Raw genomic sequence first — 13,083 nt, 5'->3', positions numbered from 1 at the left:
AAAGAAATATTTGCAGTCAGCTTTTTTCATTTAATCTTGAATGACCCTTTTCTCGAAACGGTTTATATCATTGTCTGCACCAATAACAATCAATATATCTCCACTCAAAATGACTTCATTAGCTTGAGGGGAAACAATAATTTCGTTATTCCTCTTAATCGCGACAATATTAATTCCGTATTTTGCCCGGATGTCTAAATCAAGAATGGTATTTCCGTCTAACTTTTCGCTTGCAACAATTTCAACGATACTATGTTCATCGGATAGCTCCAAATAGTCAAGAACACTATTAGACGCGATATTATTTGCTAATCTTCTGCCCATGTCCCGCTCCGGATGCACGACATGATCAGCTCCAATCCGGCGAACAATCTTTTCATGATAATCGTTCTGAGCTTTAACTGTAATATTTTTGATACCCAGTTCTTTTAAAATTAACGTTGTTAAAATACTGGATTGAATGTCATCCCCAATGGCAACTATCACATGGTCAAAATTTCGAATCCCTAAACTTTTAATAACCGATTCGTCAGTACTGTCTGCTACGACTGCATGTGTGGCTATCGCAGAATATTCATTAACCTTATCTTCATCCCGGTCTATTGCCATGACTTCCATTCCCAGCTCGACCAGGCTCCGGACAATACTTCCACCAAATCGTCCCAGTCCAATGACAACAAATTCTTTTTTCATTTTGTTTCCTCCAAGTCAAGTGTACGACTTATAAGCCATTTTAACACAAATGGACCTAGACTTTGTAGAGGATTTTATTAGTCTAGTTTATTGCAGGCAAAAAAGCCTTCTAATCCCATTCATAGAGTTTAGAAGGCTTTACATTATGAGCTTAAAGCATTAAGCATTTTAAATTGTGCACTTATTAATCCGTAATATTCCCCTTTTTTCATCATGAGCTGATCATGATTGCCTGATTCAATAATATGTCCGTTTTCAAGTACAAAAATCTGATCAGCTTCACGGATTGTGGATAATCGGTGTGCAATGATGATGGAAGTTCGCCCTTTCAGTAAAGTTCTTAAAGCATATTGAATTTTTACCTCTGTTTCTGTATCTATACTTGCTGTCGCTTCATCTAAGATTAATATCTTCGGGTCAGCCAATAAAGCACGTGCAAATGATAGAAGCTGTCTTTCACCGACTGATAAAACATTTCCTCGTTCTTCTACTTCCGTAAAATAGCCGTTTGGAAGTTTTTGAATAAAAGGATCAGCTCCGATTGCTTTTGCTGCTTCGATAACCTCTTCATCTGTAGCATCTGGACGGCCAAAACGAATGTTTTCCATGATTGTGCCTGAAAAAATGAATGTGTCCTGAAGAACGATACTAATTTGACTTCTTATGCTTTTTACGGAAATATCCCGAATGTCATAGCCATCGATTTTTACTTTTCCGCCTGTTGCATCATAAAACCTGCTGATTAAATTCGCAATGGTAGTTTTCCCAGAACCCGTATGCCCTACTAATGCTACAGTTTGGCCTGCCTTCATTTCAAGATTGATTCCATTTAAAGCTTTACGTTTTTGATCATACGAGAATTCCACATTTTCGAATTGAATATGCCCTTTTATATCGGACAATTGCACCGCTTGTTCCTTTTCATCAATGAGCGGCTTTTCATCTAAAAACTCAAAGATCCGCTCGGATGAGGCCATTCCAATAAGAAGCTGGTTATAAACCTGACCTAGTCTAGAAATAGGTTCCCAGAACATACCCAAATAAAAGGCAAAGGATACAAATTCACCAATTGAGATTTGTCCATTGCTGATTAAAGCAGCCCCAAACCAAATGAGAATAGCTGTACCGACTGCATTCGTCATTTCTACGAGCGGTCTGAAGGTAGCATTTTTTTGTGTAGCCACTCTCCAAGCCTCATAGTTATCTGTGTTCACACCATCGAAAAATGCCATGTTTTCCTTTTCTTGTGTAAAAGACTGTGTCACACGAATTCCTTGAAGACTTTCATTCAAATGTGAGTTTAGGCTTGATTGACGGTGTCTGACCGTTTGCCAAGACCGGCGGATACTTCTTCTAAGCTTTGTTGATATAAAAAACATGATAGGAACTGTAATCATTACGGCTAAAGCCAATGGCGGGCTTAGAGTAAATAGAATCACAACAATTCCGACTAACATGATGCAATCCATTAAGAGATTGATAATCCCATTTGTAAACAATTCTTGCAGCGAATTGACATCATTTAAGATTCTTACCAATATAGACCCTGCCGAACGCTGATCAAAAAAACGGTGCGATAGACTTTGTACGTGAGTAAAGAGATGCTTTCTTAAGTCATAAATTACCTGCTGCCCTAACCGATTCAGCCATCTGATTCTTAAAATATTGGCCGCGTAAGAAATCAGGTACATAACTGTTATGCTAATGACAAGAGTTGCCAGCAAATTGCTGTTTTTCTCGGTAATCGCCTGTTCTAAAATGTAGACTCCAATGATCACCGGAATAAACAGACGTATCGCTGTTGTTATTAATACTACGATGATCGAAAGGGGGACTAACGATTTTGAATAAGGTTTCAAATAACCTAATAGTCTCCACATCTGCGACCAGTTAAATGGCTTTTCAATCACCAAGTCCTGTGAATAGCGAAAACGTTTTAAGGCATTAGGATGGACATTATTTCCCTTCCTGTTTAAGTGGTCCTTATTATTTTTTGTATATTTTTGTTCTGCCTGAGTACTCAACTTGTTGTCACCTCACCCTGATTGTGATTGAAGAACTGCTTCCTGATCTTTATATTGAATTTCAAATATCCGTTTATAAGGTCCGTTATTCTTTATAAGGTCTTCATGCCGCCCTCTTTCTACAATTCTTCCTTCATCTAATACAAGAATCTCGTCCGCATGCTTTAAGGAAGAAATACGGTGGGCAATGATAAAAGTGGTTCTATCTTTCATTACTTCTTTTAGCGCCTTTTGAATTTCAAATTCAGTTTCCATATCAACCGCACTGGTTGCGTCATCAAGAATCAGTATACTTGGATCCAGACATATCGCACGGGCAATTGATATCCTTTGCTTTTGACCGCCTGAAAGCCCAAGACCACGTTCTCCTAAAATCGTATCGTAGCCATCTGGCAACTCGGAAATGAAATCATGTGCCTGAGCACGCTTGGCGGCTTCCATAATCTCTTCCATAGTTGCCTCTGGTTTTCCATATGAAATATTAGCTTTAATGCTAGAAGAGAAAAGAAAAGGTTCTTGGAGAACAAATCCAATATTGTGACGCAGGGATTTCAGCGTATATTGGTTTACGTTCCTTCCATCTACTAATATTTCCCCTTCTATTGGTTCATAAAATCTAGTAATCAATTGAGTAATACTTGTTTTACCAGAACCGGTTCCCCCAATCAGTCCAATAGTCTTCCCTGGATAAACATGAAAGGAAATATCAGATAGTGCCGGGTGATGATCCCCAGCATACTTTAATGTGACGTTCCGAAATTCTACTTCTCCATCAAGACGGTCTGCGTGGATCGCCTCCGGAATTTCTTTTATATCATTAGGTGCATCTAATATTTCCAATAATCTCTCCCCTGAGGCTTTTGCTTGAGAAAACATATTGACTGTAAATCCAAGGTTCATAATCGGCCACATAATATACCCTAGCAAACTGTAAAAAGCAACAAGCTCTCCCAGATCCATTTGGTTGTCTATAACTAAGTAGCCTCCATACCCTAACATTAAAACGATACTGGCATTCCCTAATACCTCCATAAACGGGAAAAATTTAGCCCAAATATCTGAGGTGAATAAATACTTATCCTTGTAATCCGCATTTGAGACATTAAATCTGTCAATTTCAAACTCTTCTCTTGACAGTGATTTAACCGTGTTGATCCCGCTAATATTTTCCTGTAAGCGAGTATTCAGCTTCCCCATTGATTTACGAATACCTCGAAAAGCCGGATGAACTCGCTTGTCAAAACGGTACACAGCAAAGGCAAGGAAAGGAATGGTAGCTAATGTCACAAATGTTAAGGCTGGTGAGTAATAAAACATCACTGAGAAACTAACAGATACAAGCAAAATGAAACGCAGCAGCTCAGCAAATCCAAATGAAAGGAAAAATCTAAACCCTTCAACATCGGACGTTAATCTTGACATTAGATCTCCTGTCTTTGCGTTATCATAATACTTAAACGGTAAATATTGCAGCTTTTCATACAGTTCATTTCTTAAAGAAAAAACGGATTTAATTCCAAAAAGATCGCCATGGTATTGATGAATATAAGTAGCGATTCCCTTAATAGCCATAATCAGAACAAACCCTATTGCCAAATACGGAACCCATTCGTATTTCCCCGACAAAACCACTTCGTCGATGGTTAATTGAAGGATAATCGGATAGATCACCGTAATAGCGGTCAGTACAAAAAGGAAAATGATTGAAATAATAAAATGACTTTTGTACGGCCAATAAAAATTCTTAAGCTTTTTAAAAATATCCAAGTGAATCCCCCTCTCATGATGAAAAGTAAATATTTAACACGTAAATATAAATATATCGGGTTTCGAAATATTTGGCTACCCCTTTGCAAGAATTTTTTTCTAATTTTGATTTTTGCTCCCTTTTTATTAATTTTGACATTTGATTCGATGATCACAACCAACTTTGAAAGCAGTTTTACTACAACTTTAGTATGAGAAATAAGGGAATTTATGAAGGCTAGCGAATTTATCCATATCTCCCTTCCCTACTTATCGGGATTTTTTGCTTTATTTTTAACAACTTGTTGAGCTTTTTCAACGGATATCGTTACAATATCTGCGAATTCTCCCTGTTATAAAAAACGACTAGCCCAACGGACTAGTCGTTTTATTTCAGCGGCCATTTTTTCATGAACTTTGACTCTTAAACGAAAAATAGGACGTCAAAAGAGAAATAGCCACTTCAATTGCTTCTTCATTTGGGTTTAATTTTTGATGATGTAATCCATAGGGGCTATTTACACCGAGCCAAAACATAAAGCCAGGCACTTCTTTCACCATATATCCAAAGTCTTCTCCGGTCATAGCTGCTTTACATTCAATGACTTCCACATGGCCATTGGCAAAATTCATGAATTCCTGTGTTAATAATTCATGGTTATAAACCTGGTGATACATGCTTCCGTAATCAATAGCTGCCTTGCATTCGAAGCCTGCCTCAATTCCTTTCACAATCGCTTCAATTCTTTGTTTCACTCTTCCCATAGATTCCTCTGACAATGTTCGAATTGTGCCTTCAAGGCGAGCTTCTTCGGCAATGACATTTTGAACGAAACCGCCTGTAATTTTACCAATAGTAATAACCGCACTATCTAATGGGTCAATGTTGCGGGAAATGACCGTCTGAAATTGAGAAACGAGCTGACTGGCTGCCACGACCATGTCATTGGCATGATGAGGGTAAGCAGCATGTCCCCCTTTTCCTTTTAAATCAATAAACAGCTCAGAGGTGTTAGCAAATAAAAGCCCTGGTTTTGTCGCAATTGTTCCGACAGGGTATTCCGGAGCAATATGCAGAGCCACGATTTCATCCGGCCGCCACTGGGCAAATATATCACTTTCGATCATTGGCTTAGCTCCGCCTGGCCCTTCTTCTGCGGGTTGAAAGAGAAATACTACATCGTCTTGAATCGGATTAAAAACAAGGGCAGTTAATACTCCGAGACCAATCGCCATATGAAAGTCATGTCCGCATGCATGCATCATGCCGTCATGCTGGGATGAGAAGGGAAGTTCGGTCAGTTCTTGCATTGGGAGTCCATCCATATCAGCGCGATAACCAAATGTTTTGTTAGGTTTGAGGCCCTTTACTTTTACAAAAATACCCGTTTTCCAGACCTTAATTTCTAATCGCTCGGCCGGCAGCTCCTGTAAATAGTTCATTAAGTACTTTTGCGTTTTATATTCTTCAAATCCTTTTTCTGGAATTTGGTGAAGATCCCGTCTAATCGAAATAAATTGCTGCTTCAGTTTTTCGTCCATATGAGTCCCTTCCCCTATTTAAAAATAGAAGGAGCGCGAAAAATTTCCCGCGCTGCCTTCTTGGATTACAATTGACGCAATTCTTGTTTAATTTCTGTTTTTGATTTTGTTTTTTCGTCAATTTTTTTGATAACTTTTGCTGGAGTACCCGCTACAACTGTATATGGAGGGACATCCTCAATTACAATTGCTCCGGCTGCTACTACAGCTCCTTTTCCTACGGTAACTCCTTCTAGAACAACTGCATTGGCGCCAATCACAACATCATCTTCGACGACGACCGGTTTTGCAGAAGGCGGCTCGATTACACCTGCCAAGACTGAGCCTGCACCGATGTGACAGTTCTTTCCGACTGTTGCTCTTCCGCCCAGTACAACGTTCATATCAATCATCGTACCTTCGCCAATAACAGCACCTATATTGATGCTTGCTCCCATCATAATAACGGCATTATCGCCGATTTCAACTTGATCGCGAATAATGGCACCAGGCTCAATACGCGCTTTAATATTCTTTAAATCGAGTAAAGGAATCGCTGAGTTGCGGCGATCATTCTCTACTACATAGTCTTCAATTTTATCTTGATTTGACTGTAAAGCGGCTTCAATTTCAGCCCACTCTCCAAAAACAACCCCAGTGTTGCCATTTATAAAGCTTTTTGAAGACTCCCCGAAGTTAATCCCTTCTAAAGCTCCTTTTACATACACCTTTACAGGTGTTGATTTCTTGCTATTTTGAATAAAAGAAATAATTTCGTTAGCATCCATCATTTTCATGTATGTATTCCTCCTATTATGTACTATGGTCTACTTTATCAAAGAAAGATTGGTCAGACAACTATTTTAGCATCTGGGTAAAGGCTTGCACTTGTTTTAGTTCAAAGGCTGCATCATAACCTAAAAGCCATGTATCTCGTCCTAAAGGATGGTTATTCTCATCGAGAAGAGGAATTTTAGAAATCTCCTCTTGATAAGATTGCAATGTAATCTCCGGCAATATCGCATAGCCAATCCCATTATAAGTCATCTGCTTGCACGTCTCGATTTGATCCACAACTATGGTTCTTTTCGGAGTTGACTGAAACTGGCGATGCCACCAATCCTGAATTTCCTGATAATAATTCGAATCACTCTTAAACTGAATAAAAGGACGCTCTGTCTCTAGCACCTCATCTACACTTTGTATTTCTTTGTCCACCAAATATAAATGATCCTTAAAGAGATGCATTTTCTTTCCTTTCCAGTCTGGGGTTCCTCTGATAATTCCAATATGTACTTCTCCATCGTAAACAGATTTTAATATTTCGCTGCTCCAGCCTGTGATTAATGAAATTTTAACTTGAGGATATTTCGTTACGTACCTTTTAAGAATTTGCGGAAGCCAGTTCTGTCCTACGATAGTTGCACAGGCAATTTTTAAGGTCCCAAACACCTTTGACTCTAATAAAGAAAGTTCTTCACGTACTTTTTCTTCTTGTCTGATTACCATATTGGCATATTCAACGACTTTTTCCCCTGCCGGCGTGAGGGTTAATCCTTTTTGGGATCTTATAAATAATTGTGCGCCCCAGTCCTTTTCAATTGTTTGCAGACGCTGAGATAGCGCAGGCTGCGAAACAAACAATTTTTCTGCAGCCTTTCTCATATTCATTTCTTGAGCCAGCACACTTAAAAGCTTACAATCCGAAAAATGCATTTGCCCTCTTCCTTCCATAAAGAAAACTTGGCTAGCGCCAAGCCTTAAAACGCTGAAGATTGCTAGTTGCGCTTATCACAAAGTATAGAAAACGGCTCCATTTTTGTCGGAGCCGCTTGTCAGGTTTCGTTTATTTGCCGTATATTTTTCTGAAGCTGTTTTAATAAGGCTCTTCTCGTAATAATCCCTATAAAAAATCCATCTTGATCCTCTACACATATAAAAGGGTGATCAACTAATAAAGAGAGTGCCTTTTGAAAGTGGCCGTTTGTATGAATCCGAGGAATTTCTTTTTTCATGACATGTTCAACTTTTGATTGATCTAAATTTTCAAATTGAATTCTTTCAATACCGGTAATATGGTCCAGAATAAGAGGTGTGCTGATAAGTCCATGTAATTTATAAGCTGTATCCAATACCGGAACTGCTGTATAACCGGTTTTTGTTAAAACAAGTAAAGCATGTTCAAGGCTATTGCCAATTTGAACGTGAGCAACACGTTCCGCTGGTATTAATAATTGTTCTAATGTATTCTTTGAAAATTCACTGCTATGAAGACTGATCATTTCGCATGACTCCCTACATTTAATGTCTTCAAACAACAGTGTAACATAATATCTATTATTTTTCTTCTCAAAACTCATCCCTTTTTTAGCAACATGATTGCAATAAAACAGACATAAATAAACAATCACCTCTAGCCGTTACTGCTCGAGGTGATTGTTCTTTATTAAAGCATAAATCTTGAACATCTTTACAGAAATCCAATACTTAAGTGGCTTAACACCAGCGATGAATAAAAAAACGGAACAAAATAAACAGAAGGAATGACTGCAGGGGTTTGAATCGCAAGGTGCATACTCGGCAGATTCCATTTAGAAGAATCTTGCATATAATTTCCTATTTTTTCAATTACAGGCAACATTTCTTCTGGTGATAAAATGTTGTGAACCTTCCACCCGTCCTCGGTTAATTGCAATTCAACTCCGCGGAATCCTTCCTTATACTTGACAGGTCCATCTGAGTTTGCGGCAAACATCTCATAAACATATGCTTTTTTATCTGCTAAAGCAAATTTTGTATCTTGATTAAAAGCAAAAAAGGGAATATAGAAAGGGGCAAAGTCCGATCCAAATGTTTGATATTTCCCGTCTACATTGACTAAATTTGCTTCCAAAAAGGACTGTCTGAATTCAGAGGTTGCGTAAGGATCCAATATTGCAATTACCTCTTCTATCGTCCGTGGTTTTTCAGATAATGAGACTTGTGCGGAAAATGTATCTTGAACGAGCGTGATGGCTTGTCCTCTGCTAAGCCGCGCTTCTGCTCCAGCTTCTACGCTGATGAAACACATACATACGGCAATGATCGCAACAGCAATTTTTTTCTTCATTTTTTATTCATCATCTCCCTCAAGGGTTGTACCAAAATTGTATCAACTAAAATGCAGGGATTGACGTGTAATCGTTCGTAAATTCACGCTATTTTTTAACAAAAAACTACCTTGGATTGATGGAAAAATGTAGAAATATGTTTAGTACTGTAAAAAAGTTCTTTAAAAATAAAATCCCTCGCAGTACAGGAAAGACGAGGGATTTTATGATCAATAGTATTGGTAAGCAAAAAATAAAATGAACAGTAAAACTAAGCCGCCAAAAATAAGATACGCCAAAAATACAGGATTTCTCGCATACGGATGATCTTGAACATCTTCACCTATTTTACTGTCTACCTCTCCTCTGAGAACTCTTTGCTGTCTGGCTACATAATACGTGTACACCAGCGCAAAAATCGAAATGACTACAGCGCCTAGAGTTAAAATCAGCATAAAACTTGACATATTTTCATTCCTCCTAATAATGGGGAATTATTGGTGAGCATTTCTGTACTTCCCAAAATATTAAATCGGATTTTTCTTTAAACTTACCTTTCCACCGCAACGGTTCCATTACCCTGTTAAATTTTTGGCAGTTTAAAGTAAATTTTCCTCATCGAAAAGGAATGAATAGGACAAGTCTATAAATAAAAAGGAACGATTAGTGATGGGGATCGAAAAAGTTCGAATCCATTCCCCCGTTTCAATATCACTATACAAATCAGACAGTAAACCTTGTTTGGAATGGCTCATTTTAAATACATTTTCAAGAAAATAAGGTCTCCAGCTCCAATTTTTTTGAAGATACTCCATTTGATGAATCCACTTTTGGCCCTGTCTAAGCAAATTGGATGACAGCTGATACCCATCTTCGTCACAGACATACACCCTAAATGCACGTTCCTTTAGAAGAGCAGCTGCTTCTTGGATCAGCTCTTCAAAGTCATGATTATTTTTGTATTTGTCCAATAAACCGTTTAATTCTTCATAAAGCTTTGTTTCCAGTGCTTTTAAAGCCTCGAGTTTTTTCTTTTCAAATGACATAAACCTGGATAATTCCTTCTTAAGAAGCTCTTTACTTTTATCTTTCTTCTCAAATGCGGAAGAGGCCCTTGCCAATAATGGCCCCTGATAATACCTGCCTCCATTTTTCCAGGCAAACATTAATTGATGCTCCATTTCAATCTTGTCAAACATTAAGGTAGCCCCTATTTTTCGGGCAAATGAACTAAGCGCATAGATTGTTTCATCGATTCCAATCGTGCCTGTCTGTGACTTTAATGATGAAAGATGAACCCGAATAAAATGGGGTGATAAAGGTGCAATCCTCTCTAGCCTCACGCCGCTGGATTCTGCATTTTCAATCGCAATCCGGAATCCAAAGGTTTTGAAAAATTGAACCGAGTGTTCAATTGAACCTTCAATCCCTTTTAGACTTTCCTCCGGCAAAACAAAAATAATTTGAGATGGAAAAAAGCCCTCGTGTTGCTTAGAAAGAACTGTTTTAATAATGGATTCTTCCACATCATAAAGCAGGATAGCAGGATCCATTCTAAAAGCCAAAAATCCGGATTGTTTTTCCTGGATTAAATGATCCATAGCCCGATTCATTAAATGAATATAAGCCTCGAGACGGTACTCCTCCGGTATTTGCTGATCCATAAAAAAGGAATCCATTTCAAAAGCAGTATCATCTTTTATAAATTTTCCAACTGCCTCATATCCGACAATTTGAAGGTCTTCAGCGCTAAAGAATGGTTCATAAAAAGGAACTAAATGATCCAAATTTGAAATTATATCAAGAGGGTCAATATTCATCTGATTTCCACCCTTTTCTTCCAAAACTTATTCATCATGGATTTCTTTCGATCAGACCACTCTATATATAAGCGGTAGTTTAGGGGAGGTCTTACCTTATGAAGTGGTTGATCTTCTTATTTATTTTTATTCCGCTCATTGGATGCCAGCAACATCTCGCCAATCATGATGTTGCTACATCCTATACAATAAATTATGAACCAAAAAAATTAGTCCAACAAGAAGAAGTTAAAAAAGAGATTATGCTGGATGTTCCATTAATTAAACAAAACCCAGAATTAAAATACGGATGTGAAGTAACCAGTACTGCGATGATACTTCAATATGCAGGGGTTCCTGTTAATAAAATGGAGCTATACAAGCAAGTAAGTAAAGATCCTGACCCGATTGTAATGAATAGCAAAGATATTGTCAGCTGGGGAAATCCTGCAGAAGGTTTTGTTGGAGATATGACTGGAAAGAAAATGGGATATGCGGTGTTTGATGAGCCTATTGAAGATTTGATTAACCAATATTTAGAAGGAAAAGCCATTAATCTTACGAACATGCCCTTTTCCTCTTTATTAACTCATGTAGGGAAAGGTTTTCCTATTGTGATTTGGACAACAGGTGATTACAAACTGCCAAACAGATGGGAATCCTGGGACCATCAGGGAAAAACTATCAAAACACCCTTGGATCTTCATGTTGTAGTATTAGTCGGGTATGATCAAGAAAATGTTTACCTTAACGACCCTCTAAGTGGAGTAAAACAAGCAAAAGTAAATAAGGAGCAATTTATTCAATCCTGGGAAGCTTTAGAAAAAAGAGCCGTCAGTTACAAGAAGTAGCTGACGGCTTTATTATAGACCGTTTTCCTGATCGATCAGCAATTGATTTAACTTTGTTAAGGATCTGATAATCGTTTTTTTTCGGTTATATCCTTTTGCCGTTACCGCAGTACTGCCATAAACAGCAATTGCTTTCCCAAAATCACCAGCTCTTTGGTAGCCATAAACCCATACTTTAACAGTACCATTAACAGTTGGCAAAACGAGTACTTCCATTTTAGCTTGAGATTTCATTTTGGCTCCCCCTAAAGCTATTAAAATAGCAGTTATACAAACTTTAAAGGACAATTGGTCTTTTTGTCAAAGTTTAAGTAATAGCAATTTTATTTTAACAAGAGGATAATAATGACAATTTCCATTTTCATTAGACTCTGATAGTATTAAGAAATATAAGCAAGACAACTTTCAAGTGTTCGTTTCAATTTAATTGTCGGCTTTGATGTAATTTGTAACAGATTCATAATAAAAGAATTTCAGGTTGGGATTTATCATGAAAAAAAAGATTTCGAGAAGGAGCTTTTTAAAAAACGGATTTAAAACCGTAGGTGCTTCGATTGCCTCCATTTCAGGAGGTTATTATTATGCCAAACATTTGGAACCCTATTGGCTAGAAATAAATTCATATTCCATTAAAAAACAATCAATTCCGCAGGGATTTACAGGAACTAAAATCGTGCAATTTAGCGATACTCATCTAGGTTTTCACTATGAACTGCAAGACCTTACATTAGCTGCGGATAAAATAATGGCTTTAAAGCCGGATATTATTGTGTTTACCGGCGATCTGATGGACGAGCCCCAAAACTATCCTTATTCAGAACAAATCATCCCCATACTTCAATCATTAACCGCTCCGCTAGGTAAGTATGCTGTGTACGGAAACCACGACCATGGCGGATATGGGACAAACCTATATGGTCAAATTATGAAACGATCCGGTTTTACCCTATTACAAAATGAAGTTGTTACGATCGCTAAAAATTCAGATTTTTTTTATCTGGCAGGACTTGACGATCCAATGTTAGGAACACCTGACTTCCAGGCTATTACCGATAAAATGGGTGCAGATACGTTTAAACTGCTCTTATCACATGCACCTGATTTAGCCGATACAGCCTCGACATTTGGATTTCACTTTCAATTAAGCGGACATAGTCATGGCGGCCAGGTACAAATCCCTTTCATAGGTGCGCTGGTAAAACCCCCTTTTGGGGAAGAATATTATGATGGATTTTATGAGATTAACAAAAATCAGAATCTAACGCTTTATGTAAATCGGGGTTTAGGAACAACAAGACTTCCTTTCCGCTTTTTATCCAGACCAGAGATTACAGTATTCCAGCTTGAAAGCGAATAATCA

Annotated in this window: 13 protein-coding genes; 2 read left to right on the top strand and 11 right to left on the bottom strand. The window is 37.9% G+C overall.

Features of this window, described 5'->3' with window-relative positions:
* Positions 1-30 precede the first annotated feature (30 nt).
* From MLE14_RS12890 to MLE14_RS12845, 10 genes are all read right to left on the bottom strand, one after another.
* Positions 31-693, bottom strand: coding sequence for a potassium channel family protein (locus tag MLE14_RS12890; RefSeq protein WP_243298792.1), 663 nt, complete (start codon positions 691-693; stop codon positions 31-33).
* A 143-nt stretch (positions 694-836) separates the two neighbouring features.
* Entirely contained in the window at positions 837-2,603 is a 1,767-nt protein-coding gene (locus tag MLE14_RS12885; RefSeq protein WP_243298830.1) for an ABC transporter ATP-binding protein, read from the bottom strand.
* A 126-nt stretch (positions 2,604-2,729) separates the two neighbouring features.
* The gene (locus MLE14_RS12880) at positions 2,730-4,484 is read right to left on the bottom strand and encodes an ABC transporter ATP-binding protein (RefSeq protein WP_243298791.1); all 1,755 of its coding nucleotides are present in this window, start codon (positions 4,482-4,484) and stop codon (positions 2,730-2,732) included.
* 387 nt (positions 4,485-4,871) lie between these two features.
* The gene (locus MLE14_RS12875; protein ID WP_243298790.1) at positions 4,872-6,005 is read right to left on the bottom strand and encodes an N-acetyldiaminopimelate deacetylase; all 1,134 of its coding nucleotides are present in this window, start codon (positions 6,003-6,005) and stop codon (positions 4,872-4,874) included.
* 65 nt (positions 6,006-6,070) lie between these two features.
* Positions 6,071-6,781 (bottom strand): 2,3,4,5-tetrahydropyridine-2,6-dicarboxylate N-acetyltransferase, encoded by a 711-nt coding sequence (dapD, locus tag MLE14_RS12870; protein WP_243298789.1) that lies wholly within the window; start codon positions 6,779-6,781, stop codon positions 6,071-6,073.
* A 61-nt stretch (positions 6,782-6,842) separates the two neighbouring features.
* On the bottom strand, positions 6,843-7,700 hold the full coding sequence (locus MLE14_RS12865) for a LysR family transcriptional regulator (RefSeq protein ID WP_243298788.1): 858 nt from the start codon (positions 7,698-7,700) through the stop codon (positions 6,843-6,845).
* 119 nt (positions 7,701-7,819) lie between these two features.
* Positions 7,820-8,266 carry a cyclic-di-AMP-binding protein CbpB gene (gene cbpB, locus MLE14_RS12860; protein WP_243298787.1) on the bottom strand — a complete coding sequence of 149 codons (447 nt, stop codon included), beginning with the start codon at positions 8,264-8,266 and terminating at the stop codon, positions 7,820-7,822.
* Between the two features lie 188 nt (positions 8,267-8,454).
* A complete protein-coding gene (locus tag MLE14_RS12855; RefSeq protein WP_243298786.1) occupies positions 8,455-9,093 on the bottom strand; it encodes a DUF3993 domain-containing protein in 639 nt (212 codons plus the stop codon).
* A gap of 210 nt (positions 9,094-9,303) precedes the next feature.
* On the bottom strand, positions 9,304-9,540 hold the full coding sequence (locus MLE14_RS12850) for a hypothetical protein (RefSeq protein ID WP_243298785.1): 237 nt from the start codon (positions 9,538-9,540) through the stop codon (positions 9,304-9,306).
* Positions 9,541-9,672: 132 nt separating this feature from the next.
* Complete coding sequence (locus tag MLE14_RS12845) at positions 9,673-10,893, bottom strand: EAL-associated domain-containing protein (RefSeq protein ID WP_243298784.1); 1,221 nt, start codon at positions 10,891-10,893, stop codon at positions 9,673-9,675.
* 98 nt (positions 10,894-10,991) lie between these two features.
* On the opposite strand from MLE14_RS12845, the gene MLE14_RS12840 reads away from it, so the two are divergent.
* Positions 10,992-11,723, top strand: coding sequence for a C39 family peptidase (locus MLE14_RS12840; protein WP_243298783.1), 732 nt, complete (start codon positions 10,992-10,994; stop codon positions 11,721-11,723).
* Positions 11,724-11,735: 12 nt separating this feature from the next.
* On the opposite strand, the gene MLE14_RS12835 is transcribed toward MLE14_RS12840, so the two are convergent.
* On the bottom strand, positions 11,736-11,957 hold the full coding sequence (locus MLE14_RS12835; RefSeq protein WP_243298782.1) for a hypothetical protein: 222 nt from the start codon (positions 11,955-11,957) through the stop codon (positions 11,736-11,738).
* Between the two features lie 256 nt (positions 11,958-12,213).
* Here MLE14_RS12835 and MLE14_RS12830 point away from each other — a divergent pair, with 256 nt between their 5' ends.
* On the top strand, positions 12,214-13,080 hold the full coding sequence (locus MLE14_RS12830) for a metallophosphoesterase (RefSeq protein WP_243298781.1): 867 nt from the start codon (positions 12,214-12,216) through the stop codon (positions 13,078-13,080).
* Positions 13,081-13,083: the final 3 nt, after the last annotated feature.

Origin of the sequence: Bacillus litorisediminis, assembly GCF_022808645.1 — a bacterium.
Lineage (GTDB): Bacteria > Bacillota > Bacilli > Bacillales > JC228 > Bacillus_BF > Bacillus_BF litorisediminis.
This window is presented reverse-complemented; position numbering and strand designations above follow the sequence as displayed.

Excerpts from the sequence above, each read along its gene's own strand:
- MLE14_RS12845 (WP_243298784.1), bottom strand. The coding sequence starts at position 10,893 with ATGAATATTGACCCTCTTGATATAATTTCAAATTTGGATCATTTAGTT.
- cbpB (WP_243298787.1), bottom strand. The coding sequence starts at position 8,266 with ATGATCAGTCTTCATAGCAGTGAATTTTCAAAGAATACATTAGAACAA.
- MLE14_RS12835 (WP_243298782.1), bottom strand. The coding sequence starts at position 11,957 with ATGAAATCTCAAGCTAAAATGGAAGTACTCGTTTTGCCAACTGTTAAT.
- MLE14_RS12855 (WP_243298786.1), bottom strand. The coding sequence starts at position 9,093 with ATGAAGAAAAAAATTGCTGTTGCGATCATTGCCGTATGTATGTGTTTC.
- MLE14_RS12830 (WP_243298781.1), top strand. The coding sequence starts at position 12,214 with ATGAAAAAAAAGATTTCGAGAAGGAGCTTTTTAAAAAACGGATTTAAA.
- MLE14_RS12850 (WP_243298785.1), bottom strand. The coding sequence starts at position 9,540 with ATGTCAAGTTTTATGCTGATTTTAACTCTAGGCGCTGTAGTCATTTCG.
- dapD (WP_243298789.1), bottom strand. The coding sequence starts at position 6,781 with ATGAAAATGATGGATGCTAACGAAATTATTTCTTTTATTCAAAATAGC.
- MLE14_RS12890 (WP_243298792.1), bottom strand. The coding sequence starts at position 693 with ATGAAAAAAGAATTTGTTGTCATTGGACTGGGACGATTTGGTGGAAGT.
- MLE14_RS12840 (WP_243298783.1), top strand. The coding sequence starts at position 10,992 with ATGAAGTGGTTGATCTTCTTATTTATTTTTATTCCGCTCATTGGATGC.
- MLE14_RS12865 (WP_243298788.1), bottom strand. The coding sequence starts at position 7,700 with ATGCATTTTTCGGATTGTAAGCTTTTAAGTGTGCTGGCTCAAGAAATG.
- MLE14_RS12875 (WP_243298790.1), bottom strand. The coding sequence starts at position 6,005 with ATGGACGAAAAACTGAAGCAGCAATTTATTTCGATTAGACGGGATCTT.